We start from the raw sequence: 23,395 nt of genomic DNA on the forward strand, positions 1-23,395 counted from the left end.
AACTATATGGCGTTAGGCAGCCAAGCTTGACCATCGAGCAAAGATTTTGCGATGCGGCAGAGGGAGGCGCTTGCGCGCGACCGACGGGATTGCCGAACCGGCCTCACGAGGGGGTGATTGCGCCGTCTCGCCGCATGATGTTCCTAAAAATCTCGGGAAAATTCGGCAACGGATTACAGACCGAAGGGCTTCGGCAGGCGGCGATGCCCGGCGACCGGAAGAATCGCTCCCATCGACAGCGAAGTGGCAGATCTGAGCCCGCAGGCCAGAGCACTCATCGAACGTTATCCGAGCCACTGACCGCGCTAGCGAGCCGAGCGAAGCGTGAGCGCATTTGTGAGAAGCGTTCTGGATCGCCTCATCTCCCGTGCCGCTACGCCGTCATTGCGAGCGAAGCGAAGCAATCCAGGGCGGCGGGACCTCTTAGGATGTGGCGGATCCGTGGGTGGCTTCGCTTCGCTCGCAATGACCGCGGAGGTGATCCAAGGATGACAGAAGACGCTTCGGCGGTGTGAACGGCGGGAGCGGTCAGGCTTCCGGAACGGGCCCGGTCGATTCGAATTCCGCCACGTCGCCGACGAGGTCGGTGACGGAAATCGCGAGGGAGCGTCCGTTCTTTAGGCGGAGATGGGCATCGGGCTCGAGCCAGATCGGCCACAGGCCCGAGTGGCGCCCGGTCAGCGTGCCGTGGGCGAAGGGCCCTTCCGGGCGGCGCTCGATCACGAGGCGATACCGGACCCGCACCGGTTCGCAGCCCTCGGCCTGAACGAGCCCACGTCCGGTCGATACCTGGGGATCGTGCTCGGGCATTGTGGCCAGGATGAATCGGCAAACCTATTGCCGCTTAATCCCGAAGCAGGCCCCTGTCACCGCCCTGCAGCGACGATCATCACAGCTGTGTCAGGCGACGGGGGCCGTGAGGTCGTGCACCACGATGCGGTTGCCCCTTGCCGAGAGGGCCAGCCGGCCGTGCTTTAGAGCCAAGGCCTTTTCTCCGAAAAGCGAGCGGCGCCAGCCCTGCAGCACCGGTACCTCGGCAGCGTCGTCGTCGGCGAGCGCCTCCAGGTCGTCGACGGTGGCGATGATCTTGGGCGCCACGCCCTCCGCTTCGCACACCGCCTTGAGGAGGACCTTGAGAAGCTCCACCAGGGCGCCGTTGCCGCCGGATCGGCGGGTCCGCTCGGGCATCGCGATCGCCCCGTGATCGTTGGCGAGGCCGCGCTCGACCGCGGCCAGGATGTCGGCGCCGGTCCGTGACCGCTCGAAGCCGGCCGGTATCGTGCGCAGCCGCCCCAGCGCTTCGACACTGCGCGGTGCCGCCGAGGCGACGTCGATCACCGCCTCGTCTTTCAGAACCCGGCCCCGCGGGACGTTGCGCGACTGCGCTTCCTTCTCCCGCCATGCCGCGACCTCCATCAGGATCGCGATCTCACGCGGCTTGCGCATCCGCCCCGCCAGCCGGCGCCACGCCTGCTGCGGATCGGCCTGATAGGTCTCCGGAGAGGTGAGGACCGCCATCTCTTCGTCCAGCCACGCCCCGCGGTCGGTCCGCAGCAGTTCGGAGACCAGGACCTCGTAGATCTTTACGAGATGGGTCACGTCGGACAGCGCATAGGCGAGCTGTGCGTCCGAGAGCGGCCGGCGGGACCAGTCGGTGAACCGCGATGACTTGTCGATCTTGGCCTTGGCGACGTCGTTGACGAGCTGCTCGTAGGAGACGGAATCGCCGTAGCCGCAGACCATCGCGGCGACCTGTGTGTCGAAGAACGGATGCGGCAGGGTCTGTCCCAGCATCCAGACGATTTCCAGATCCTGACGGGCGGAATGAAAGACCTTCACCACGCCTTCGTCCGCCATCAGATCGACGAAGGGTTGCAAGTCGATGCCCTGCGCGAGGGGATCGACCAAGACTGCGCTGCCGTCGGGCGCCGCCATCTGGATAAGGCACAACTTAGGATAGTAGGTCGTTTCCCGCATGAATTCGGTATCGACGGTCACGAAGGGCTGCGTGGCCAGCCGCGTGCAGACGTCGCGCAATTCGCCGGTGGTCGTGATCAAATCCATCGCTCGGCTATACGCAAGCTCCGGCGGAATGGGGAGCCGTTCAGGCTCGAACGGGGCTGTTTCCCCGGGACTTGTCGCATTTTCCACGCGTCTGGCCATATCGCGTGGCGCAGCGGCCTGACCGCGGCGGCCGCGCCGGGCAGCGGGCCTCTACACTCCCGCGACGTGGCGGAACGATCGTCGGCAGGGGATCGGACCCGCGCGTAACGTGCGACGCTTGACTTGGACACCCCCTCGTGAATGGTGCCGGCCTCCTTCCAAGAAGAAACCGCCATGCACCGTTACCGTACCCATACCTGCGGGGCATTGCGCCCGTCCGAAGTCGGGCAGACCGTCCGGCTCTCCGGCTGGTGCCACCGCGTCCGCGACCACGGCGGTGTGCTGTTCGTGGACCTGCGCGACCATTATGGCGTGACACAGTGCGTCGTGGATTCGGATTCGCAGGCCTTCGCCGCCGCCGAGGCCGTGCGCTCCGAATGGGTCATCCGCATCGACGGCCGCGTACGCACCCGTCCTGCAGGTACCGAGAATGCCGAGCTGCCGACCGGCGCCGTCGAAGTCTATATCGACGATTTGGAAGTGCTGGGCCCGGCGGGCGAGTTGCCGTTGCCGGTCTTCGGCGACCTCGAATACCCGGAGGAGACTCGCCTCAAGTACCGCTTCCTCGATCTGCGCCGGGAGAAGCTGCACGCCAACATCATGAAGCGCGGCGCGATCATAGATTCGCTCCGCCGCCGGATGCGTGAGGGCGGCTTTTTTGAATTTCAGACGCCGATCCTCACCGCGTCCTCGCCGGAGGGTGCCCGCGACTACCTCGTGCCGTCCCGGGTTCACCCCGGTAAATTCTACGCGCTCCCGCAGGCGCCGCAGCAGTTCAAGCAGCTGACGATGATTGCGGGCTTCGACCGCTACTTCCAGATCGCGCCCTGCTTCCGCGACGAGGATGCCCGCGCCGACCGCTCGCCGGGCGAGTTCTATCAGCTCGATATCGAGATGAGCTTCGTCACCCAGGAGGATGTGTTCCAGGCGGTGGAACCTGTCCTGCGCGGGGTGTTCGATGAGTTCGCCGAGGGCAAGCGGGTCACGAAGGAGTTCCCGCGCATCACCTTCGCCGACGCGATGCTCAAGTACGGCGTCGACAAGCCGGACCTGCGCAACCCGTTGCTGATCGCCGATGTCACGGACGAGTTTGCCCGGGACGACGTGGAGTTCAAGGCGTTCAAGGGCGCCATCAAGGCGGGCGGCGTGGTCCGGGCGATCCCGGCCCCGGGCGCTGCGAGCCAGCCGCGCTCGTTCTTCGACAAGCTGAACGACTGGGCGCGTTCGGAAGGGGCGCCGGGCCTCGGCTATGTCGTATTCGAGGAGGAAGGCGGCCAGCTCGTCGGCAAGGGGCCGATCGCCAAGTTCATCCCGGCCCCCGTCCAGGCGATCATCGCGGAGAAGGCCAGGGTGAAGGCCGGCGATGCCGTGTTCTTCGCCGCCGGGGCCGAGGCCAAGGCCGCCGCCCTCGCCGGCAAGGCCCGCATCCGCGTCGGCGACGACCTGAACCTTTCGGATAAGGACCAGTACGCCTTCTGCTGGATCACCGACTTCCCGATGTACGAGTGGAACGAGGAGGACAAGAAGGTCGACTTCTCCCACAACCCCTTCTCAATGCCCAACATCGACCGGGACGAGTTCCTCGCCTTCGACGTCGAGGCCCTCGCCGCCTCGGGCGAGACCGGGGACCTCACCAAGCGGATCCTCGACCTGAAGGCGTTCCAGTACGACATCGTCTGCAACGGCGTGGAGCTGTCCTCGGGGGCAATCCGGAACCACCGTCCCGACGTGATGGAGAAGGCCTTCGCCATCGCCGGCTATGGCAAGGATGTGCTGGAGGCGAAGTTCGGCGGCATGCTGAACGCCCTGCGCCTCGGGGCCCCGCCCCACGGCGGCATCGCCCCGGGAGTGGACCGCATCGTGATGCTCCTGTGCAACGAGCCGAACATTCGTGAGGTCGTGCTCTTCCCCATGAACCAGCGGGCCGAGGATCTGATGATGGGCGCGCCCTCCGAGGCGACGGCCAAGCAGCTCCGGGAGCTGCACATCCGCCTCAACCTGCCGGAGAAGAAGGCGTAAGACCCCAGACAGCCCGATGCGGCGAGAATGGGACCAGTGCGAAACCGGTCCCACCTCTCGTTCCTGTTCCGCCCCTCGTCCTCATCCTGAGGTGCCCGCATCGGCGGGCCTCGAAGGAGGGTTCCAGGGATCGCGCGGCAGGCTGGAGCCGTCCTTCGAGGCCGCCGCTTCGCGCCGGCACCTCAGGATGAGGGGGAAGGACGGGAGAGGGGCGAGTCCTGAAACCCTCGCCGTCCTCGCGAGCACAGCGAAGCCAAGACGAGAGGGCGTCCGGTGATGCGCAGGACCCCCGCATACTGCAACGATCGCCGCGGAGGGGCCTGATGCCCGACCTCGTCGCCATCGTCGTCGCCCATGACAGCGCCGACGTCCTGCCCACCTGCCTCGCGGCCCTGGCGCGGGAGGGCGTGCCGGCCATCGTCGTGGACAATGCCAGCCGGGACGCCACCGCTGCGGTGGCCGAGGCCGCCGGCGCCCGCGTGGTGCGCAATGCCCGCAACGAGGGCTACGGTCGGGCCAACAATATCGGCGTCAGGGCGGCCGAGGGCGCCGCTCACGTCTTGATCGTCAACCCCGACGTGGAGTTGAAGGCGGGTGCGGCTTCGACGTTGCTCGCCGCGGCACGGGCGTGGCCCGATGCCGGCCTCCTTGCCCCTCGTATCGTGGAGCCGGACGGGCGGTACTTCTACCAGCCGCGCTCGCTGCTGGCGCCCTACCTCACCAATCCGCAGGGCCGGCGCGATCTGCCTGAGGGGGATGCCTGCGCCCCCTTCCTCTCCGGGGCGTGCTTCATGGTGAAGCGCGACCTGTTCCTCGCCCTCCGCGGCTTCGACGAGGCGATCTTCCTCTTCTACGAGGATGACGACCTGTGCCGCCGGATCGCCGAGTCCGGCCGGGCCCTCGTCCATGTGCATGCGGCGGTGGTCCTCCACGGTCGGGGCCGCTCCTCGGCGCCGGAGCGGGGACGGATGTTCCGCTCCCGCTGGCATCAGGCATGGTCGCGGGCCTATGTCAGCCGCAAATACGACCTGCCGGATCCGAGCCTGCCCACGATGATCGTCAATCTGCCGAAGGCCGCCCTGGCGGCGCTCGCGTTCCGGCGGGCCGGGTTCGAGCGCTACGGCGGCTCGGTCGCGGGCGCCTACGCCGCATGGCGGGGGCGTGGGGCTCTGGAACGGGAGGGGCTGTCGTGAGCGGAGCGCCGACCATTGCGGAAGCCCTCGCACGAGGGCCCAACGGCTTCACCGGCCTGCGACTCGGCCTCGCCGTGGCGGTGGTGGTGTCCCATGCCTTCAGCGTCGCGACGGGTATCGCCGCCGACGAGCCCCTGGCGAAGGCCACGGGCTACACCCTCGGCGAGCATGCGGTGAACGGCTTCTTCGCCGTATCGGGCTTCCTCGTCACCATGAGTTGCGACCAGCGGGGCCTGCGGGACTACGTCGTCGCGCGGACCCTGCGCATCCTGCCGGGGCTGGTGGCGGCCACCCTCGTCGTGTCGCTCATCCTTGGCGGCGCCATGACCACGCTGCCCCTCAGTGACTACTGGCGTGATCCGGGTATGTGGTCATTCATCCGCGGGACGCTCACGACCTTCAAGAGCAACGCAGCATTGCCCGGTGTCTTCGAGGCCAACCCCTACCGATCGCCGCTGGGCACCGTCTGGACCCTGAAATACGAGGTGCTTTGCTACTGCGGCGTGCTGGCCTTCGCCCTCTGCGGCCTGCTCCGGCGGCGGTGGATCGCGCCCTCGCTCTGCGTCGGCCTCGCCATCGCTCTGGGGATCGAGCTCGCGGTGCAGGGTGATGCGCTGCCCAAAGGAGTCGAGACCGCGCTCCGGCTGCCCATGATCTTCGCGGCCGGCGCCTCCCTCTACCTCTGGCGGGACACGTTGCGAATCGCGACCCCGGCGATGATCTGTCTTTCCATCGCCCTGTTCGTGCTGGCGCGGACGCCGGCCTACCCGCCCTTGCTGTTCCTGGGGACGGCCTACGCCGCGGTCTGGCTCGCCCTCGGCCCCCTTGCCGCGAAGCCGTTCGATCCGTCCGCCGACCTGTCCTACGGAATCTATCTCTACGGCTGGCCGGTGCAGCAGACCCTTCACGCCCTGTGGCCGGCGCCCTCCGGCCTCGCCTTGCTGGCGCCGGCCCTCGCCGTGACTCTACCGGTGGCAGCCCTGTCTTGGTACGCCGTCGAGCGCCCTGCCCTCGCCCTCAAGGCACGCACCCTTGGTCGCCGGAGTCTCGGCACCATCGAGCCCGCCGGCCCGTGAGCACCACGCTCCCGCCGCTGGCCGCCCTGGATCTGGCCGCGACGCTGCTGGCACGGGAGGGTTTCGCCATCGCCGCCAGGAACGAGCGCGGCGACAGCCTCTATCTCCACCGGCCCGGCAGCCCCTGGCACCTGCGCCTGTCGAACCATGCCCGCACGCCAAAGCAGCGCAAGCGGCGCACGGACATTCTGACGAGCCTAATCATCGATGCCCCCCGCTCGGCTGAGCAGGTGACTGCGCTGGTGCGGGGCGCGTTACGGGATTTCGAGGCGGGGCGAGTGCGGCGCGAAGCAGGCGCGACGCCACCGACCGCTCCTCCCGCTTCTGCCTGACGAGCTGGCCGGACGGCTCGCCCGGTCGCCGTCACCCAAATCCGTCTTTGCGAGCGCAGCGAAGCAATCCAGCAATGGCAGCCCGCGTCCGAGCGTGGGCGCTGCCCTGGTTTGCTTCACTTCGTTCGCAATGATGGTGGGGCCGTTGGCGATAGCGGCAGGGCCGCTCGCCTCGATGGAATGACGGCGCAGGACGACCCGGGTCGCCTGCGCCGCTTCGGCTACTCGGAGAGCATCCCTACGCCGGCCTCGCCGCCTTCCTGGGGGAAGTCCCCCACGGTCTGGGCCTCGACCACCGCCGCCGCCGTGACGTTCACGATGCCGCGGGCGGTCACCGAAGGCGTCAGGATGTGGGCGGGCCTCGCCGGGCCGATCAGCAACGGTCCGATGGGCAGCGCGTCGGCCAGCACCTTGGCGAATTGGAAGGCGATGTTCGCCGCGTCGAGGTTCGGGAAGATCAGCACGTTCGCCGCGCCCTTGAGGCGTGAACCGGGCAGGACCCGGTCACGCACCGTTTCCGACAGGGCCGAATCGGCCTGCATCTCGCCATCGACCTGGAGGCCAGGATCGCGCTCCCCGATCAGCGCGAGGGCCTGCCGCATCTTCATGGCCGAGGCCGAATCGGACTGGCCGAAATCCGAATGGCTGAGCAGCGCGATCTTCGGCGTGATGCCGAACCGGGCGACGTGGTTGGCACAGGCCTGGGCGATCTCGGCGATCTCCTCGGCGGTGGGGTCGGCGCGGACATGGGTGTCGGCGAGGAAGTACGGCCCCTCGTTGGTGATGATCAGGCTCATGGCCGCGAGCTGCTTAATGCCCGCCTGCAGGCCGATCACGTCGCGGATGATCCGAAGCCGCGTCTCGAACCGGCCTTCCAGGCCGCAGATCAGCGCATCAGCCTCGCCCCGCCGGACCGCGATGGCGCCGATAATCGTGCTGTTGGTGCGCACCAGGGTCCGGGCCGCGTCGGGGGTGATGCCCCGGCGGCCGGCGACGTCGAGATAGGTCTGGACGAAGGAGCGGTAACGGGGATCGTCCTCAGGATCGATGAGTTCGAAATCCCGACCGAGCTTGATCGAAAGGCCGAACCGCCTCAGCCGGGTCTCCACCACCCGCGGGCGCCCGACGAGGATCGGCAGGGCCACCCTGTCCTCGACGATGGCCTGCACAGCCCGGAGGACCCGCTCGTCCTCGCCCTCGGCGTAGATCACCCGCTTGGGGTTCTCCTTGGCCTTGGTGAAGAGCGGCTTCATGATGAGGCCGGAGCGGTGGACGAACCGGTCCAGGCTCTCGGTATAGGCCTCGATATCCTCGAGCGGGCGCCCGGCGACGCCCGACTCCATCGCCGCCTTGGCGACGGCGGGGGCGATGCGCAGAATCAGCCGCGGATCGAACGGGCTCGGGATCAGGGATTTTGGCCCGAACGGCCGCACCTCGCCGCCATAGGCCCGGGCCACCACGTCCGAGGTCGTCTCGTGGGCGAGGCCGGCGATCGCCATCACGGCGGCCTTCTTCATCTCCTCGTTGATTTTGTGGGCGCCGACATCCAGGGCCCCGCGGAAGATGTAGGGGAAGCACAGGACGTTGTTGACCTGATTCGGGAAATCCGACCGCCCGGTGCAGATCATCGCGTCCGGCCGCTCCTTCTCGGCGAGGTCCGGCATGATCTCAGGGTAAGGGTTGGCCAGCGCCATGATGAGTGGCTTCTCGGCCATCTCGCGAAGGTATTCGGGCTTCAGCACGCCGCCCGCCGAAAGGCCGATGAACACGTCGGCGCCGGGGATGACCTCCGCGAGCGTTCGCTTGTCGGTCTCCTTCGCGTAGATCTCCTTCCAGCGGTCCATCAGCTCGGGGCGGCCCTGATAGACCACGCCCTTGATGTCGGTGACCGTGATGTTCTCGACCCGGGCGCCAAGGGAGACGAGCAGGTTGAGGCAGGCCAGGGCGGCCGCGCCGGCGCCGGAGGTGACGATCCTGACGTCCTCCAGCTTCTTTCCGGCCAGCTCCAACCCGTTCATCACGGCCGCCGCCACGATGATCGCCGTGCCGTGCTGGTCGTCGTGGAAGACCGGAATGTTCATTCGAGCCCGGCACTGCTCCTCCACCTCGAAGCATTCCGGGGCCTTGATGTCCTCGAGGTTGATGCCGCCGAAAGTCGGCTCAAGGGCGCAGACGACGTCCACGAGCTTGGAGACGTCCTTCTGGTTCACCTCGATGTCGAACACGTCGATGCCGGCAAACTTCTTGAACAGGACCGCCTTGCCTTCCATCACGGGCTTCGAGGCGAGCGGGCCGATATCCCCCAGGCCAAGCACGGCCGTGCCGTTCGAGAGCACCGCGACGAGGTTCTGGCGGATCGTGAGGGTGGCCGCCTCCTGCGGATCGTCGTGGATCGCCATGCAGGCGGCGGCGACGCCGGGGGAATAGGCGAGCGCGAGATCCCGCTGGTTGCCGAGGGGCTTCGTGGCCTGGATCTCGAGCTTCCCCGGCTGCGGCAGCCGATGGTAGACGAGCGCCCCGGCCTTGAGGTCCTCGGACATGTTATCGGCCATCGATCGCTCTCCTGCTCGTCCTGTATCGTGCCCGGCCCGCCGGCCCGGCGGAGCTGTGCGCTGATGGGTCTGTTGCAACGCCTGCGCAGGGGGCGCAACCCGCTGAACGAAACCCGGCTGCATCTCGCCAAACTGACGAAGCGCTACGGTTTCTCCATCGGTCGCTATTCCTACGGCCGGCCCAAGGTCCGCTTCCCCGAAAGCGGCCGGACGCTGACGATTGGCCGCTATTGTTCCATCGCCGACCGGGTGGAGATCCTTCTGGGCGGCGATCACCGTCTCGACTGGGCCTCGACCTACCCTTTCGCCGCCATGCGCGGACACTTCCCGGATGCGCAGGCACCGGAGGATTACCATGCCTCCCGGGGCGATGTGGTGATCGGCCACGACGTGTGGCTCGGCTCCGGCTGCATGATCCTGTCGGGCGTCACCGTCGGGCACGGGGCGGTGGTGGCTGCCCGGGCGGTCGTCACCCGCGATGTGCCGCCCTATGCCGTCGTCGCGGGCAATCCGGCGCGGGTGGTGCGCCGCCGCTTCCCGCCGGAGGTGGCCGACGCCCTCGTCGCCGCGGCATGGTGGGACCTGCCGCAGGACGAGGTGAGCCGGCTCGTCCCTCTGTTGCAGAGTGGGGAGATCGACGCCCTGCTCGCCGCGTTGCGTGTGCCGGTGGAATCCCGTAACGGCGGGGCCGCGCCCGGACGTCCCGGGGCGTTGGACATGGAAGCCGGACCGAGGCGATGAGCGATACGCCCCCCGACCGCCTCGCGGCGAACCCGAACAGCCCGTTCTACGACGAGGCCTTGCTGGAGCGCGGCATCGGCGTGCGGTTCAACGGCGCCGAGAAGACGAACGTCGAGGAATACTGCGTCAGCGAAGGCTGGGTGCGCCTCTCTGCCGGCAAAGCCCTCGACCGGGCCGGCAACCCGATGACCGTGAAGCTGAAGGGTAAAGTCGAGCCCTATTTCAGGGCGGCGACGGAGGAATAAGCCCCGACGCGAGGGCCGGGGGCTCGCTAGACCGCGCATCCCGGCCTCCTCAAGCGCTCCGGCGCCGGCCCGTCACCCGACGAGGATCTGCCCTTCGAGCCCGAGCACCCGTCCGAGCCCGCGGATCCGGTTGATCATCCGCTCGCCACCGAGTTGGCTCCAATCCGTTGGGAGCCGGAGGGTGACGCGGCCATTTTCGATTGTGAGCGGCGCCCGCGGCAGGGCGCCGTCCATCCCCGCCGAGATCGGGAAAGCGACCCGCAGCAGGGCACCAAGCAACCGGGCCCGCTCGAAGAGCCGGGGACCCGCAAGATTGCGCAGAACGACGTCGGCCTTTTCCGGCGAGAGGCCCATGTGCCGCAGGGATACGGCGAGGCTGAGATAGGCCCGTCCGGGGTGATCGACCCCGACGAAGGCCGCGTTCTGGATGACCGCGATCGATTGCTCGCCCCGGTAATCCGGGTGAGCGCGCCAGCCCACATCCGACAGGAGGCAGGCGGCGTGGCGCAGGCGGCGTTCGTCCGTCGTCTCCGGGCCGTCGAGGTCGGAGACGAAACGGTCGGTCCAGGCGATCAATTCGTCCCCGTGTTTGGGAGCCCGGGCCCGTAGTTTGTTGAACTCCGCGGCCGACGCCAGGAGCGGGTCGATCATGCGGGTGTCGCGGTCCAGTTGCTCGAACAGCAACCCCTCGCGGACGCCGGAGGCTGACACCGCCACCGCCCGCGGGCGCCCGACCCGGATGATTTCTTCCAGCACGAGGGCACCGTAGACCAGAAGCGGCCTGCGGGCTTCCGACACCGTTTCCACATCTTGAAGCTGTGAGACGTCGGTTTGTTCGACGATCTGCAGGAAGCTCAATTCGTCGGTGGGATCGACGGTGTAGCCGTGCATGACGTGAACGGGGTAGCCCCGCGCCGCCTGATGCAGCTTTGCAAGAGCCCGCCACGTGCCGCCGACGGCGTAGAAGGTTCGCCCCTTCAGGGTCTCCAGCTGCGGCGCCGCCTTGCGCATGTGCTCGCGGACGAGCTTGCCGGCCTTCTTGATCGACCCACCCGAGAGGTCCTGAAGGGTGAGTCCGCCGAGCGGCATCGTCACGCCCTGGCCGACGACCGAGCCACGCAGATCCACGAGTTCCAGGGATCCACCGCCCATGTCTCCGACGACGCCATCGGGGGCGTGGAAGCCCGACACGACACCGAGCGCCGACAGTTCGGCCTCCCGGCGTCCGGAGAGCAGATGGATCGGCTGGCCGCACACATCCTCGGCGGCCCGCAGGAAGTCCGGCCCGTTCTGCGCGTCGCGGGCGGCGGCGGTGGCGAGGACGAAGATCTGCGAGACCCGCATCGTCCGGCACAGGATGCGGAACCGGGCCAGAGCCATCAACGCCCGGGAGACCGCCTCGTCGTTGAGGCGGCCCGTCGTGAACACGTTCCGGCCGAGACCGCAGAGGACCTTCTCGTTGTACATCGGCGTCGGCGCCCGGGTGAGCCCGTCATAGGCGACGAGCCGCACCGAGTTGGAACCGATATCGATGATGGCGACCGGCCGGTTCCGGTCATGTCCCTCCACCGCCGACACGGCGGAGGCGAGGATTGCGATGGGACTCGCCAAGCGGTTCGATCCTAGTCGTTCTGCGTGACGCGGGCTCGGCGGCTGAGCGCCCGCGGGCTCGACTTCTTGGAAGATTTCCCCCGCCCCGACAGACTCGGGTTCGTCATGAAGTACTTATGAGCATTGAATGGTTCCTCACCATCCAAGGGCTGGATTCGTTCGCATCCACCAGAGGCCAATACACGCCAGCTCTGCCGGTTGTCGAGGAGGTTTGCCAGCATGATCTGGTCGAGAACCTGCTGGTGGACGGTCGTGTTGGTGATCGGCAGCAAAGCCTCGACCCGTCGGTCCAGGTTGCGGCTCATGAGGTCCGCCGAGGAAATGTACACGATCGCCTTGGGGTGCGGCAGTCCGACCCCGTTGCCGAAGGCATAGATGCGCCCGTGCTCCAGGAACCGGCCGACGATGGATTTCACCCGGATCGTCTCGGACAAGCCGGGGATGCCCGGCCGCAGGCAGCAGATGCCGCGCACCACGCAGTCGATCTGCACCCCCGCCGCCGAGGCGTCGTAGAGGGCGTCGATGATCTGCTGATCGACCAACGAGTTGCACTTGATCCAGATCGCCGCCGGGCGCCCGGCCTTCGCATGGGCGACCTCCGCCTCGATATGCTCCAGCAGCCGGTTCTTGAGGGTCAGCGGCGAGACCGCCATGCGCTCCAATTCGGCGGGCTCGGCGTAACCGGTGATGAAGTTGAAGATCCGGCTGACGTCCCGGGCGATAGCCGGATCTGCGGTAAAGAAGGACAGGTCGGTGTAGATGCGCGCGGTGATCGGGTGATAGTTGCCCGTACCGACGTGGCAGTAGGTGACGAGCCGGTCACCCTCCCGCCGGACCACCATCGACAGCTTGGCGTGGGTCTTCAGTTCCACGAAGCCGAAGACGACCTGCGCACCCGCCTTCTCCAGGTTGCGCGCCCAACGGATGTTCGCCTCTTCATCGAAGCGCGCCTTCAACTCCACCAGGGCGGTGACGGACTTGCCGAGTTCGGCCGCCTCGGCCAGGGCGGCGACGATCGGTGAGTTCGATGAGGTCCGGTACAGCGTCTGCTTGATGGCGACGACGTTCGGGTCCCGGGCGGCCTGGGACAGGAACTGCACCACCGCATCGAACGACTCGTAGGGGTGGTGGACGATGAAGTCCTTCTGCCGGATGGCGGCGAAGACGTCGCCGCCGCTCTCACGGATCCGCTCCGGGAAGCGGGGCGCGTAGGGTTTGAACTTCAGGTCCGGTCGGTCGATTCCGACGATCTGTGACAGTTCGTTGAGGGCGAGCATCCCGTCCACGAGGAACACCGCGTCGGAGGAAATCTCCAACTCGTCCACGACGAAGTTGCGGAGCTCTTCCGACATGCCCGCTTCGACTTCGATGCGGATCACCACGCCCCGGCGGCGCTGCTTCAGAGCCGACTCGAAGTGGAGGACGAGGTCTTCCGCCTCCTCCTCAATTTCAAGATCTGAATCCCGCACCACCCGGAAGGCCCCCTGCCCCTTCACGAGGTAGCCGGGGAACAGGCGGGCGGTGAACATCACGATCACCTGCTCGATCGCGATGAACCGGGCCTGGGAATCGCCTTCCGCTGCCGGCAGGCGCACGAACCGGTCGAGGAGGCCCGGCATGCGGATCAGAGCTCGCAGCAAACGTCCGTCCCGGGGGCGCACCAGCATCAGCGCCAGGGTCGTGCCCAGGTTCGGGATGAACGGGAACGGGTGGGCCGGGTCGATGGCCAGGGGCGTCAGGACCGGGAAGACGTAGGTGAGGAAGTAGTCTTCCAGCCACGCCGCCTGCTCGCCCGAGAGGTCCGACGGCTCCACGAGGTCGATCTCGGCGGCGTGAAGCTCAGCCTTCAACTCCCGCCAACGGGCCTGCTGGTCCGCCGCGAGGCTCGCGACCTCGGCCCCGATCCGCGACAGCTGCTCCGACGGGCTCAGCCCGTCCTGCGAGGGCACGGTGATGCCGGCGCGGACCTGATCATGGAGTCCCGCCACGCGGACCATGAAGAACTCATCGAGATTGTTCGCGGAAATCGAGAGGAAGCGGAGCTGTTCCAGCAACGGGTGATTGCTGTTCGAGGCTTCCTCAAGCACCCGGCGATTGAATTGCAGCCAGGACAACTCCCGATTCACGAAGCGCTCGGGCGCGTGGCGCAGGCTGCGCCCGGCCTCCACCACCGGGTCCCAAGCCGGACCGGGTACAGGCGCGGCCGGCGGCTCGACCGTCGCGGCGGAGGCGGGCCATTCGTCGCCCGCATCCGCGGCCCTGTCGGCCAGGCGCGAACCCGATGCAGAGGACGCGGCCTTGGTGCGCACGGTACGGTGCCCCGAAGCCGACCGGCGGGAGACGGCGGCCTGAGTCGCGGGATTGGTCGGCTCCTCCGCCGTTTCCCCTTTCTCCATGCGTGCGAGGGGCTTGGGCGTCGATTCCATCGGAATGTCCCGTCTTCCCGGTTTGTCGTTCTCGTGCGCCCCATATCACCCGAGCGGAGGGGACGTCACGCCGTACCCGAATTACGACCTAGAGGTCGCCGTCTCCGGCAGTCTCGTCGAGGCCCATCCGCCGGAGGACTGCGACGGCGAGGGGCCGGCTGATCCGGCGGCCCCGGCCCAGGGCATCCCGGTCGAGTTCGGCCACCACGTCGCGCGCCCGGCCGAGGGACCGGTCGATCCGCAGGGCGACGGCCTCGATCACCCCGAGATCCACGATGAGCTGACGGTCCACGAACAGCTTCACGAGCACCGCCCGCAGGAGGGCGTCGTCGGGCGGCTCGATGGACACGCCGGGCGCCAGGCGAAGGCGCGAACGCAGGTCCGGTGTCGCCAGCCCAAGGGCGTCGATGGGCCGGCGGCTGGTGAGCAGAACCGGGCTTCCCCGCTCCCGGGCGAGGTTGAGCAGGTGGAAGAGGGCGGCCTCGTCCCGGCCCTCGGGGCGGTCCACGTCCTCGACCACGAGGGCGCCGTTGGAGGCGAGGTGCTGGACCCGCTCATGGGTGACGGACGAGGCGGGAACGGTCCAGGCATGGGCGCGCTCCGCCCAGATGGCCGACAGATGGCTCTTGCCGCTGCCCGCCGGCCCCGTCAGCACCAGGACCCGGTCGGGCCATTGGGGCCATGCCTCGACAAGGCCGTAGGCGGCCTCGTTGGCATCTCCCACCAGGAAATCCTCGCGGCCGTACCGCGGATCGAAGGGCAGATCGAAGGTGAGTTGCCGGGGCGGGGAGTCGTTGGGCATGCTCCCCAAGGGTCGGGACTTGATCGATGCAGGTCAAGAGCGACTCGCGCGGAGCGTCCCGACCCGTTAGAGCGGTCGCGAAATCAGTTCGGGATGGCGCTGGCATGACGGCGGACGACAAGGGCCTCACCTACGCGCAGGCGGGCGTCGATATCGACGCCGGCAATGCCATGGTGGAGACGATCAAGCCACTGGTGCGTTCGACCCGCCGGCCCGGGGCCGATGCGGAGATCGGCGGCTTCGGCGGCCTGTTCGACCTGAAGGCGGCGGGTTTTCGCGACCCGATCCTGGTCGCGGCCAACGACGGCGTCGGCACGAAGGTCAAGATCGCCATCGAGACCGGCCGGCACGACACGATCGGCATCGACCTCGTGGCGATGTGCGTGAACGACCTCGTGGTCCAGGGGGCCGAGCCCCTGTTCTTCCTCGACTACTACGCCACGGGAAAGCTCGTGCCCGGCGTCGGCGCGGACATCGTGCGCGGCATCGCCGAAGGCTGCCGGCAGGCCGGCTGTGCCCTGATCGGCGGCGAGACCGCGGAGATGCCAGGCCTCTACGACGGATCGGACTACGACCTCGCAGGCTTCGCCGTGGGCGCGGCGGAGCGGGGCACGCTGCTGCCCCGGCCCGGGATCGCCCCCGGCGACGTGGTGCTCGGCCTGCCGTCCTCCGGCGTCCATTCCAACGGTTACTCGCTGGTCCGGCGTATCGTGGCCCGGACCGGCATCGGCTGGGAAGCCCCAGCGCCCTTCGACACCGCCAGAAGCCTCGGCGCGGCCCTTCTCGAGCCGACGCGGATCTACGTGAAGCCCCTCCTCGCGGCCCTGCACGCCACCGACGGTATCCGGGCGCTCGCCCACATCACCGGCGGTGGTTTTCCCGACAACCTGCCCCGGGTCCTGCCCGACGCCGTCGGCATCGAGATCGACCTCGACGCCCTCTCGCCGCCGCCCGTCTTCGGCTGGCTCGCCCGCGAGGGCGGCGTGGCGCAGGCCGAGATGTTGCGCACCTTCAATTGCGGGATCGGCATGGTGGTCGTCGCCGCCGCCGGCGCGGAGAATACGGTCGCCGGGGCCCTTACCGCGGCCGGCGAGGCGCCCGTGCGGCTCGGCCGGATCACCGCCCGGGGTGCCGAACCCGTGACCTTCACCGGCAGCCTGAGCCTCTGATGCCGGCGCCGGACAAGGTCCGCGTCGCGGTTCTCATCTCCGGGCGCGGCTCGAATATGGTCGCCCTGGCCGAGGCGGCCCGCGATCCGTCCTTCCCGGCGGAGATCGTCCTCGTTCTGTCGAACGATCCGGGGGCCGAAGGACTGGCCCGTGCCGCTGCCCTCGGCATCCCGACACGCGCCATCGACCACCGGTCCTATCCCGACCGCGCGACCTTCGATGCGGCCATCGATATGGCCCTGCGGGAAGCCGGCGCAGACCTCATTTGTCTCGCCGGGTTCATGCGGATCCTGACGGACGGGTTCGTGGAGCGATGGGCCGGGCGGATGCTCAACATCCATCCGTCCTTGCTGCCCCTGTTCAAGGGCACGCATACCCATGCCCAGGCCCTGGCGGCCGGCGTGCGGCTGCACGGCTGCACCGTGCATTTCGTGGTGCCCGAACTCGATGCGGGCCCCATCGTGGCCCAGGCGGCCGTGCCGGTCCATGAAGGCGACGACCCGGACAGCCTCGCGGCGCGGGTCATCGTTCAGGAGCGGCGGCTCTACCCCAAGGCCCTCGCCCTCGTGGCGGGCCGCCGGGCTAGGCTCGACGGCGGGCGCGTGGTCATCGACGACCCGCCGCCGGACGGTGTCCTGGTCAGCCTGTAGGCGTCCCGCCGCCACGTCCCGTCATGGCGTCGCTAGCGCTCGCCATGATGGCGAAGGGCGTCAGACCGGCCGCTGCAGCTTGCAGGCGTCGAGGGCGGAAAGAGCCTTCGCGCGGGCGGTGTCGTTGAAATACCCGGTGACGCGGTAGGCCTCGAGCTCGGACTCGTCGAGGCTGCGCATGGTCTGCTTGGCGTAGCAGCCGCAGGGGCGCTCCAGCGAGGCTTCGGGGGCGCTGGTCATGCGGGCCTGGACGACGGCACAGGCATGGCGCACGCGGCCTTCGAGGTTGGCCTTGCTCGCGGACTTGAGGGTCGGATCGGGCTGGTACTGCTCGAACGGCGCCGAGGAGCCGCTGGCGAGGGCGGCATGGGCGCCGAGCGCAAGGAGGCCGGTCGCGATCAGCAGGGGAAGGCGGGTCGTCATCGTATTGTGGTCCCAGGTCTCGGCGTGTTTCACCGTAGACCCTGGTCGCGCCCCGGGACCCCCATCGTCAATGACGGAGCGGACACACCCTCCGGTCATCACGGTTCGGGACAATGCCCGTAGTGGATCCGGCGGGGCTGTGTGCCCCGCCGGCCACCGACTCGAGCGCGTCAGGCGGTGATGTCGGAGTCCTGGAAGAACTGCGCGATCTCGAGCTTCGCGTTCTCCTGGCTGTCCGAACCGTGGACGGTATTCTCACCGACGGACTCGGCGAACTGCTTGCGGATGGTGCCCTCGGCGGCCTGGGCCGGGTTGGTGGCGCCCATCACCTCACGGTACTTGGCGACGGCGTTCTCGCCCTCGAGCACCTGCACGACCACGGGGCCGGAGGTCATGAACTCCACGAGCTCGCCGTAGAACGGACGCTCCTTGTGGACCTCGTAGAACTTCTCGGCCTGGGCCTTGGTCATCTGGATGCGGCGCTGGCCGACGATGCGCAGGCCCGCCCCCTCAATCAGGGCGTTCACCGCGCCGGTGACGTTGCGGCGGGTCGCATCGGGCTTGAGGATCGAGAAGGTGCGCTCGGTGGCCATGTCCGTCGGTCTTTCTGTCGGGGAAATCGGGCGTCAGATCGGGCGCACGAAACTGGTCCGCATCGCTCCGCGGCCCAGAGTCAGCGCGAGATGAGACATCTCCGCGAAATCCCTTGGGCGGCGGGCTTATAGCCCCCCGCATCCCCTGCCTCAACCCGCACGGGGCGCTGGGGAAACCCCGGGTGGACGTGGCGCCGCCGCAACACTGCCGAAAAAACGCCTGATTGCGGGGGCCTCATCGCCGCATCGGGCTCCGGCGTCACAGCCGGGCCGTTCACACACGGAGCTGTTCATGACGCCGGTCCTGCGCCTCGCCCTCAGCCCCGCCTTCCTCCTCGCCGGCCTCGCCGCCGCCCAGGCCGAGACGCCGAAGGATCCCTCCGGGACGTGGCTCACCGGGGATGGTCGCGCGAAAATCCAGATCGACCATTGCGGGTCGAACCAGCACCTCGTTTGCGGCAAGGTGGTCTGGCTCAAGGTGCCGACGACCGATGCCGGGGCGCCCCGCACCGACATCAAGAACCCCGACCCGAAGAAGCGCGCCCGCCCGGTGCTCGGTCTGCAGCTCATCGAGGGCCTGCGGCCGGACGACGGCAAGTTCTCGGGGCAAATCTATAACGTCGAGGAGGGCAAGACCTACGACGTGAGCATGGAGCGCGAGAGCGAATCCGAACTCAGCGTCTCGGGTTGCCTGTTGAAGATCCTCTGCGGCTCGCAGACCTGGACGCGGGTGCCGGGGGTGAACCAGCAGGCGTCGAACAAGAATTGAGGGCCGGCAAGGTTCGTCAGATCGCCGCGAGGCCCCGCTGGACGGCGGGCCTCGCGAGCACCCGCTCCAGCCAGCGTGAGATGTTGGGAAGGGTGCCGATATCGACGCCCTGCTTGAAGTTGAGCTTGGCCCAGGTCACCGTGGCCATGTCGGCAATCGAGTAGTCGTCCGCGATGTATTCGCGGCTCTCAAGACGGCGTTCCAGGACGCCGTAGAGCCGCTTCGCCTCGGCGGTGAACCGCTCGATGGCGTAGGGCACCTTCTCCGGTGCGTAAATCTTGAAGTGGTGGGTTTGCCCGAGCATCGGGCCGAAGCCCGCGACCTGCCAGAACAGCCATTCGTCCACGGTTACCCGGGCGCGCTCGTCCACCGGGTAGAACTGGCCGGTCTTGCGGCCGAGATACTGGAGGATGGCACCGGATTCGAAGACCGAGATCGGCTGTCCGCCCGGACCATCGGGATCGACGATGGCCGGGATCTTGTTGTTCGGCGAGATCGCCAGGAAGTCGGCCGCGAACTGTTCGTTCTTCGCGATGTTCACCGGGACGATGCGGTACGGCAGGCCGCATTCCTCCAGCATGATCGGAACCTTCCAACCGTTCGGCGTGCTCCACGTGTGCACGTCGATCGGGCGGGCGCCCAGCGCTGCCATCAATCGCTTCCTCTCGAAACCGGATCGGTGGTCCGCTGCAGACCCGATGCTCGCCTGAGTGAAGACGATTTTGATCGTCCGCTCAAGCCACACGGCCCGGTTGTCTCACGTCTTCGTGAGGGGAAGACGCGCCCAGCTTGGCGGTTCCGGCTCGACGTGTCGCTTTAGCCGTGTCCCGGTCTCGCCGCCGCCGGAGGAGGCGGCACTTCAAGGACGTGACAATGATTGATCGGATGTTGCGGGCTTCTCTCGTGGCCCTGTCTTTGGCCGCCGCCCCGGCCGCCCTCGCCAAGGATGCGACTCCGGCGGCACCCGGCGCGAGCGCCCCCGCGCCAGCCCCGAAGGCCCCCAGCTCCGGACAGGCTGCGGCGCGGGAGCGTCAAAAGACCTGCGGGGCCGAGTGGCGCGGGCTCACCGACGCGCAGAAGGCGTCCCAGGGGCCGAAGTGGCCGCAGTTCTGGAGCAAGTGCAACAAGCGCCTGAAGGGCAACGACAAGGCCTGAATCGCTCAGCCCGACCCCGGCGTCGCAGGATTGAACTGCCCTGCCGCGCACGCGTTCTGTTCTCCGGACGGCCCAGCCTGTTTCGGAGGATCGATGAACGCGCGGCATCACGGTGTGGCTGCGACGGCCCATGCCTGACGCCGCCTCACAGGACGTCGCGGCGGCCGGCGGGTCACGATTCGATCGGCTGATCGACGTCGCGGACGCGTGGATACCCAAGCCCAGCGCCTGGGCCTTCGCCACGAGGATCTGGCTCGCCATGGTCCTGGCTCTCGGCGCGGGGTTCTGGCTGCAGCTCGACAGTGCATCCTCGGCGGCGACCTGCGTGGCGATCCTGGCGCAGCCGAAGCGTGGCCAGGCCCTGTCGAAGGCGCTCTACCGCCTCGTCGGCACCCTGATCGGCGCCGTGGCCTCCATCGTCATCGTCGCCCTCTTCGGCCAAGACCGGGTGATGATGCTGGTCTCAGTGTCGGTCTGGCTTGGCCTGTGTGTGTTCATCGCGCAGTACCTCCAGGATACCCGCGCCTACGGGGCGATGCTGTCCGGATACACCGTCGGCATCATCGCCCTGGCGCAGATCGACACGCCGCAGGATACGTTCGATGCGGCCACGGCCCGTGTCGCGGTGATCGTGCTCGGCATCGTCGCCATCACCTTCATCAACGATGCCCTCGCCTCGCCCAGCACGTGGCGTACCTTGCTCCCGACCATGACGGAGGCGTGGGGCGCGACCCGTGCCTTTGCCCGCGAATCCCTTGAGAAGGGTGATCTCGGCGTCTCGCGGACGGCGGCGCTGATCCGCCAGATCGCGCCGATGCGGGCGGATGCGAGCGCCATCGCCGGCGAGCTCGATGAGGGACCATTCAGGGCGGCCGGAGCCCGGAGCTGCACGGCGGCGCTCTACGCCATGGCCGCCTCGATCCGCACCGTCGCGGCGGCGACGGCGCATCTGCGCAGCCGCTCCCCCGCCGTGGAGGAAGCCCTGGCGATCTGCCGTAGGATCGCGGTAGGGCAGGACGCGCGCGCCCTCGACGAGGAGGACGAGCGCCTTCGCGCACTGGTCGATGATGCCATCCGAGACCGCGACCGACCCCTGGACGAGATCGTGGTGCTGCAGCGCGCCCTCGATTTCGCCTGCGCCGCGACCTTCGCGCAGGATGGGCTGAAGGCCCTCGCCGATGGGCACGAACCCCTGCGCGACGCCACCCTTCCCACCCACAGGGATTTTCCGGTGGCCCTGCGCGGGGCCTTGAGGGTGGTGATCGGCTTCGCCGTGACGGCGGGGATCTTTGTCGCCCTGGGGCTGCCGCAGGCGTCGTTCGCCCTCGTGCAGGTGGCCTCGACGGCCGCGCTGTCCTCCGTGACGCCCGACCCCAAGAAGTTCGCCAATGGCGTCCTCATCGGCATGACGCTTGCCGCGACCTTCGCAGGAATCGCGCAATACGGCTTCCTGAACGGCGTGCAGGGCTTTCCGATGCTCGCCATCGCGATGGCGCCGGTCATCTACCTGGGCTGCTTCCTTTCGCTGAACCAGAAGACATTCGGCATCGGCTTCATTCTCATCGTTTTCTTTCCCGTCCTCCTGAGTCCGTCGAACCCGCAGAGCTATGACGCCCAGACCTTTCTGCTGAATGCGTTCCTCGTCCTCGTCTCCGCGGTGATCCTCAGCGTGGTGGTGCGCCTCGTCCTGCCCGTGAGCCGGGCGCAGCAGCGGGTCTTCGCCCTCGATTCCGCCAAGCGCTCTCTGGCGGATGCGCTGCTCGGCGAGGGGGGCGATGCCACCACCCGGACGAGCCTGAACGCCGACCGTCTGTTCCAGTTCGCGGGTTACAGCTCCGGCAGCGGGGCGGTGCGCCGGGCGAACCTGACGCATGCCTTCGCGCTGGCGCGGCTGGAGGCGGCGGCGGCACGGGCCCATGCGGAACTGCGCGTCCTCTGGCGGATCGAGCCGATGCGTCCGCACGTGCCACAGGCCCGGCAAGCCCTTGCCACGGGGAACGACCGCGAGTTGGAGCAGGCCGCCCGCGCCGTGGTGCGGGCTGCGGCAGGCCACGAGCGCGCCGTGCGGCTGCTGACCGCCCGGGCGGCGAGCGATCTCGTCAGCGCCGCGCGAACCATCGCCGCCCATCGGCGCTTTCTTCAACGTCTCGACATCGCTCCGTTCTGAAAACAGGCGGCAAGACAGAATCATGCACGCGGATCTTCATTTCGGCGGGGTATTCGTATCCTCCTTCGTGGGATACGCGCTCATTGCATTCACGATTCTGATTGTCCTTCGACTGTTTTTCGCCCGCATCCGTTTCAGCCGCTACGTCGCGAACGCCCCCCTTGCCGAGGCGGGGATTTACGTGTGCGTGCTGGCTCTCCTGATTGCTTTGACCTGATGCCGCAGACGACCGCCGACGAGGACGACCCCAAGAAGGTGGCCCCCGGGGATTCCGACCGACCGGAGGCGGAGCCGCCGCCGGTCGATCCGCCGGCTACCCATGCCGGCTACACCCGCGCCACCGGCCGTGGCCGGGCGGCGAAGGTCTTCCGCATCTCCGCGACCATCCTGATCCTCATCGTCGCGTTCATCGCGGCGGCGTTCGTCTGGCAATTCTACGTCGAGGCGCCCTGGACCCGCGACGGCCGCGTCCGCGTCCAGGTCGCCAATATCGCTCCCCAGGTCTCCGGCCAGATCGTCGACGTGAAGGTCGCCGACAACCAGAACGTGAAGAAGGGCGACATTCTCTACGTCATCGACCCGGTCGATTTTCAGGTCGCCGTGACGTCCGCTAACGCGGAGGTGAAGAACCGGGAAGCCGATCTATCGGTCAAGAGTGCCCAGGCCGCCCGCCGGGAAGCCCTTTCGACGGTCTCCACCTCCATCGAAGAGAAGCAGATCTACGCGGGCAACGCCAAGATCGCGTCGGCCGCCCTGGATTCCGCAAAATCGCAACAGCGGCAGGCTCAGATCAACCTGGAGCGTACGGAGGTCCGCTCCACCGTCAACGGACGGGTGACGAACCTCTTGATGCGCGTCGGCGATTACGCGCGCAGCGGGACCTCGAACATCAGCATCGTCGACACCGATTCGTACTGGATCGACGGCTATTTCGAGGAAACCAAGATGGCCAACATCCGGGTGGGCTCCTCCGCCGACATCGCCTTGATGGGCTATTCGCAGCACCTCCGCGGGACGGTCGCCAGCATCACGCTTGGTATCTCCGCGGACAATGCCGCCCCGAGCACCCAAGGGCTCCCCAGCGTGAACCCTGTCTACACCTGGGTGCGCCTGGCGCAGCGGGTGCCCGTCCGGGTCAAGATCGATTACGTGCCGCCGGATATCCCCCTCGTGGCCGGCATGACGGCCACAGTCGTCGTCGGCGATGGCCGCGCACCGCCCCCCACTTGGTTCATGAACCTGCGTGATCGCTTGGCGGGCAAGCAGCCCGTGACCGTCGAGGCGGAGTCGCGATAGCGCCTGCCCCCGC

22 protein-coding genes are annotated in these 23,395 nt (G+C 68.0%); 13 read left to right on the forward strand and 9 right to left on the reverse strand.

The annotated features are described in order from the left end of the window. Positions 1-528 precede the first annotated feature (528 nt). Positions 529-810, reverse strand: coding sequence for a hypothetical protein (locus MFF22_RS09660; RefSeq protein WP_238248757.1), 282 nt, complete (start codon positions 808-810; stop codon positions 529-531). A gap of 90 nt (positions 811-900) precedes the next feature. Then, positions 901-2,064, reverse strand: coding sequence for a ribonuclease D (gene rnd / locus MFF22_RS09665; protein WP_238248758.1), 1,164 nt, complete (start codon positions 2,062-2,064; stop codon positions 901-903). 273 nt (positions 2,065-2,337) lie between these two features. Here rnd and aspS point away from each other — a divergent pair, with 273 nt between their 5' ends. From aspS to MFF22_RS09685, 4 genes are all read left to right on the forward strand, one after another. Beyond that, positions 2,338-4,182, forward strand: a complete 1,845-nt coding sequence (gene aspS / locus MFF22_RS09670) for an aspartate--tRNA ligase (protein ID WP_238248759.1) — start codon at positions 2,338-2,340, stop codon at positions 4,180-4,182. 323 nt (positions 4,183-4,505) lie between these two features. Next, positions 4,506-5,375 carry a glycosyltransferase family 2 protein gene (locus MFF22_RS09675; protein WP_238248760.1) on the forward strand — a complete coding sequence of 290 codons (870 nt, stop codon included), beginning with the start codon at positions 4,506-4,508 and terminating at the stop codon, positions 5,373-5,375. Further along, the gene (locus MFF22_RS09680) at positions 5,333-6,451 is read left to right on the forward strand and encodes an acyltransferase family protein (RefSeq protein ID WP_238248761.1); all 1,119 of its coding nucleotides are present in this window, start codon (positions 5,333-5,335) and stop codon (positions 6,449-6,451) included. Before MFF22_RS09675 ends, MFF22_RS09680 begins: the two co-directional genes overlap by 43 nt. After that, a complete protein-coding gene (locus MFF22_RS09685; protein WP_238248762.1) occupies positions 6,448-6,783 on the forward strand; it encodes a hypothetical protein in 336 nt (111 codons plus the stop codon). Before MFF22_RS09680 ends, MFF22_RS09685 begins: the two co-directional genes overlap by 4 nt. Before the next feature lie 221 nt (positions 6,784-7,004). Here MFF22_RS09685 and MFF22_RS09690 read toward each other — a convergent pair whose 3' ends face one another. Beyond that, positions 7,005-9,335 carry an NADP-dependent malic enzyme gene (locus MFF22_RS09690; RefSeq protein WP_283206167.1) on the reverse strand — a complete coding sequence of 777 codons (2,331 nt, stop codon included), beginning with the start codon at positions 9,333-9,335 and terminating at the stop codon, positions 7,005-7,007. A gap of 72 nt (positions 9,336-9,407) precedes the next feature. Between MFF22_RS09690 and MFF22_RS09695 the strand changes: the two genes are divergently transcribed. Continuing rightward, the gene (locus tag MFF22_RS09695; RefSeq protein ID WP_283206168.1) at positions 9,408-10,076 is read left to right on the forward strand and encodes a CatB-related O-acetyltransferase; all 669 of its coding nucleotides are present in this window, start codon (positions 9,408-9,410) and stop codon (positions 10,074-10,076) included. Then, on the forward strand, positions 10,073-10,321 hold the full coding sequence (locus MFF22_RS09700; RefSeq protein ID WP_238248764.1) for a DUF3297 family protein: 249 nt from the start codon (positions 10,073-10,075) through the stop codon (positions 10,319-10,321). Before MFF22_RS09695 ends, MFF22_RS09700 begins: the two co-directional genes overlap by 4 nt. 72 nt (positions 10,322-10,393) lie before the next feature. Here the strand turns inward: MFF22_RS09700 and ppx are convergent, their stop codons facing one another. The 3 genes from ppx to MFF22_RS09715 form a co-directional block, all read right to left on the reverse strand. Continuing rightward, positions 10,394-11,932: an exopolyphosphatase gene (gene ppx, locus MFF22_RS09705; protein WP_370877541.1), complete on the reverse strand. Its 1,539-nt coding sequence runs from the start codon at positions 11,930-11,932 to the stop codon at positions 10,394-10,396. An 11-nt stretch (positions 11,933-11,943) separates the two neighbouring features. Continuing rightward, complete coding sequence (locus MFF22_RS09710; RefSeq protein ID WP_238248765.1) at positions 11,944-14,358, reverse strand: RNA degradosome polyphosphate kinase; 2,415 nt, start codon at positions 14,356-14,358, stop codon at positions 11,944-11,946. 88 nt (positions 14,359-14,446) lie between these two features. Next, positions 14,447-15,160, reverse strand: a complete 714-nt coding sequence (locus MFF22_RS09715; RefSeq protein ID WP_238248766.1) for a P-loop NTPase family protein — start codon at positions 15,158-15,160, stop codon at positions 14,447-14,449. A 104-nt stretch (positions 15,161-15,264) separates the two neighbouring features. Between MFF22_RS09715 and purM the strand changes: the two genes are divergently transcribed. Both purM and purN read left to right on the forward strand, forming a co-directional pair. Beyond that, positions 15,265-16,329 (forward strand): phosphoribosylformylglycinamidine cyclo-ligase, encoded by a 1,065-nt coding sequence (gene purM, locus MFF22_RS09720; RefSeq protein ID WP_238248767.1) that lies wholly within the window; start codon positions 15,265-15,267, stop codon positions 16,327-16,329. Next, positions 16,329-16,979, forward strand: a complete 651-nt coding sequence (gene purN, locus MFF22_RS09725; RefSeq protein ID WP_238248768.1) for a phosphoribosylglycinamide formyltransferase — start codon at positions 16,329-16,331, stop codon at positions 16,977-16,979. The genes purM and purN overlap by 1 nt, the downstream gene beginning before the upstream one ends. A gap of 60 nt (positions 16,980-17,039) precedes the next feature. Here purN and MFF22_RS09730 read toward each other — a convergent pair whose 3' ends face one another. Next, entirely contained in the window at positions 17,040-17,402 is a 363-nt protein-coding gene (locus MFF22_RS09730) for a hypothetical protein (RefSeq protein WP_238248769.1), read from the reverse strand. 170 nt (positions 17,403-17,572) lie between these two features. Next, positions 17,573-17,995, reverse strand: a complete 423-nt coding sequence (gene ndk, locus MFF22_RS09735) for a nucleoside-diphosphate kinase (RefSeq protein WP_238248770.1) — start codon at positions 17,993-17,995, stop codon at positions 17,573-17,575. 304 nt (positions 17,996-18,299) lie between these two features. Here ndk and MFF22_RS09740 point away from each other — a divergent pair, with 304 nt between their 5' ends. Beyond that, complete coding sequence (locus MFF22_RS09740) at positions 18,300-18,764, forward strand: DUF2147 domain-containing protein (protein ID WP_238248814.1); 465 nt, start codon at positions 18,300-18,302, stop codon at positions 18,762-18,764. 16 nt (positions 18,765-18,780) lie between these two features. On the opposite strand, the gene MFF22_RS09745 is transcribed toward MFF22_RS09740, so the two are convergent. Further along, positions 18,781-19,416, reverse strand: coding sequence for a glutathione S-transferase N-terminal domain-containing protein (locus tag MFF22_RS09745; RefSeq protein WP_238248771.1), 636 nt, complete (start codon positions 19,414-19,416; stop codon positions 18,781-18,783). Positions 19,417-19,637: 221 nt separating this feature from the next. On the opposite strand from MFF22_RS09745, the gene MFF22_RS09750 reads away from it, so the two are divergent. The 4 genes from MFF22_RS09750 to MFF22_RS09765 all read left to right on the forward strand — a co-directional run bounded on the left by MFF22_RS09750 (position 19,638) and on the right by MFF22_RS09765 (position 23,382). Then, entirely contained in the window at positions 19,638-19,919 is a 282-nt protein-coding gene (locus tag MFF22_RS09750) for a hypothetical protein (RefSeq protein WP_238248772.1), read from the forward strand. Between the two features lie 130 nt (positions 19,920-20,049). Continuing rightward, on the forward strand, positions 20,050-22,086 hold the full coding sequence (locus MFF22_RS09755; RefSeq protein ID WP_238248773.1) for an FUSC family protein: 2,037 nt from the start codon (positions 20,050-20,052) through the stop codon (positions 22,084-22,086). A gap of 22 nt (positions 22,087-22,108) precedes the next feature. Continuing rightward, positions 22,109-22,303 carry a DUF1656 domain-containing protein gene (locus tag MFF22_RS09760; RefSeq protein WP_238248774.1) on the forward strand — a complete coding sequence of 65 codons (195 nt, stop codon included), beginning with the start codon at positions 22,109-22,111 and terminating at the stop codon, positions 22,301-22,303. Next, positions 22,303-23,382, forward strand: a complete 1,080-nt coding sequence (locus MFF22_RS09765; RefSeq protein ID WP_238248775.1) for an HlyD family secretion protein — start codon at positions 22,303-22,305, stop codon at positions 23,380-23,382. The genes MFF22_RS09760 and MFF22_RS09765 overlap by 1 nt, the downstream gene beginning before the upstream one ends. Positions 23,383-23,395: the final 13 nt, after the last annotated feature.

Source organism: Methylobacterium persicinum, from assembly GCF_022179525.1.
GTDB classification, from domain to species: Bacteria; Pseudomonadota; Alphaproteobacteria; order Rhizobiales; family Beijerinckiaceae; genus Methylobacterium; species Methylobacterium persicinum.

Coding starts and splice junctions, on each gene's coding strand:
- MFF22_RS09715 (WP_238248766.1), bottom strand. CDS start 15,160: ATGCCCAACGACTCCCCGCCCCGGCAACTCACCTTCGATCTGCCCTTC.
- MFF22_RS09730 (WP_238248769.1), bottom strand. CDS start 17,402: ATGACGACCCGCCTTCCCCTGCTGATCGCGACCGGCCTCCTTGCGCTC.
- MFF22_RS09700 (WP_238248764.1), top strand. CDS start 10,073: ATGAGCGATACGCCCCCCGACCGCCTCGCGGCGAACCCGAACAGCCCG.
- MFF22_RS09750 (WP_238248772.1), top strand. CDS start 19,638: ATGATTGATCGGATGTTGCGGGCTTCTCTCGTGGCCCTGTCTTTGGCC.
- MFF22_RS09680 (WP_238248761.1), top strand. CDS start 5,333: ATGGCGGGGGCGTGGGGCTCTGGAACGGGAGGGGCTGTCGTGAGCGGA.
- MFF22_RS09765 (WP_238248775.1), top strand. CDS start 22,303: ATGCCGCAGACGACCGCCGACGAGGACGACCCCAAGAAGGTGGCCCCC.
- aspS (WP_238248759.1), top strand. CDS start 2,338: ATGCACCGTTACCGTACCCATACCTGCGGGGCATTGCGCCCGTCCGAA.
- MFF22_RS09675 (WP_238248760.1), top strand. CDS start 4,506: ATGCCCGACCTCGTCGCCATCGTCGTCGCCCATGACAGCGCCGACGTC.
- ndk (WP_238248770.1), bottom strand. CDS start 17,995: ATGGCCACCGAGCGCACCTTCTCGATCCTCAAGCCCGATGCGACCCGC.
- MFF22_RS09710 (WP_238248765.1), bottom strand. CDS start 14,358: ATGGAATCGACGCCCAAGCCCCTCGCACGCATGGAGAAAGGGGAAACG.
- MFF22_RS09660 (WP_238248757.1), bottom strand. CDS start 810: ATGCCCGAGCACGATCCCCAGGTATCGACCGGACGTGGGCTCGTTCAG.
- MFF22_RS09755 (WP_238248773.1), top strand. CDS start 20,050: ATGCCTGACGCCGCCTCACAGGACGTCGCGGCGGCCGGCGGGTCACGA.
- purM (WP_238248767.1), top strand. CDS start 15,265: ATGACGGCGGACGACAAGGGCCTCACCTACGCGCAGGCGGGCGTCGAT.
- purN (WP_238248768.1), top strand. CDS start 16,329: ATGCCGGCGCCGGACAAGGTCCGCGTCGCGGTTCTCATCTCCGGGCGC.
- MFF22_RS09690 (WP_283206167.1), bottom strand. CDS start 9,335: ATGGCCGATAACATGTCCGAGGACCTCAAGGCCGGGGCGCTCGTCTAC.
- MFF22_RS09760 (WP_238248774.1), top strand. CDS start 22,109: ATGCACGCGGATCTTCATTTCGGCGGGGTATTCGTATCCTCCTTCGTG.
- rnd (WP_238248758.1), bottom strand. CDS start 2,064: ATGGATTTGATCACGACCACCGGCGAATTGCGCGACGTCTGCACGCGG.
- MFF22_RS09745 (WP_238248771.1), bottom strand. CDS start 19,416: ATGGCAGCGCTGGGCGCCCGCCCGATCGACGTGCACACGTGGAGCACG.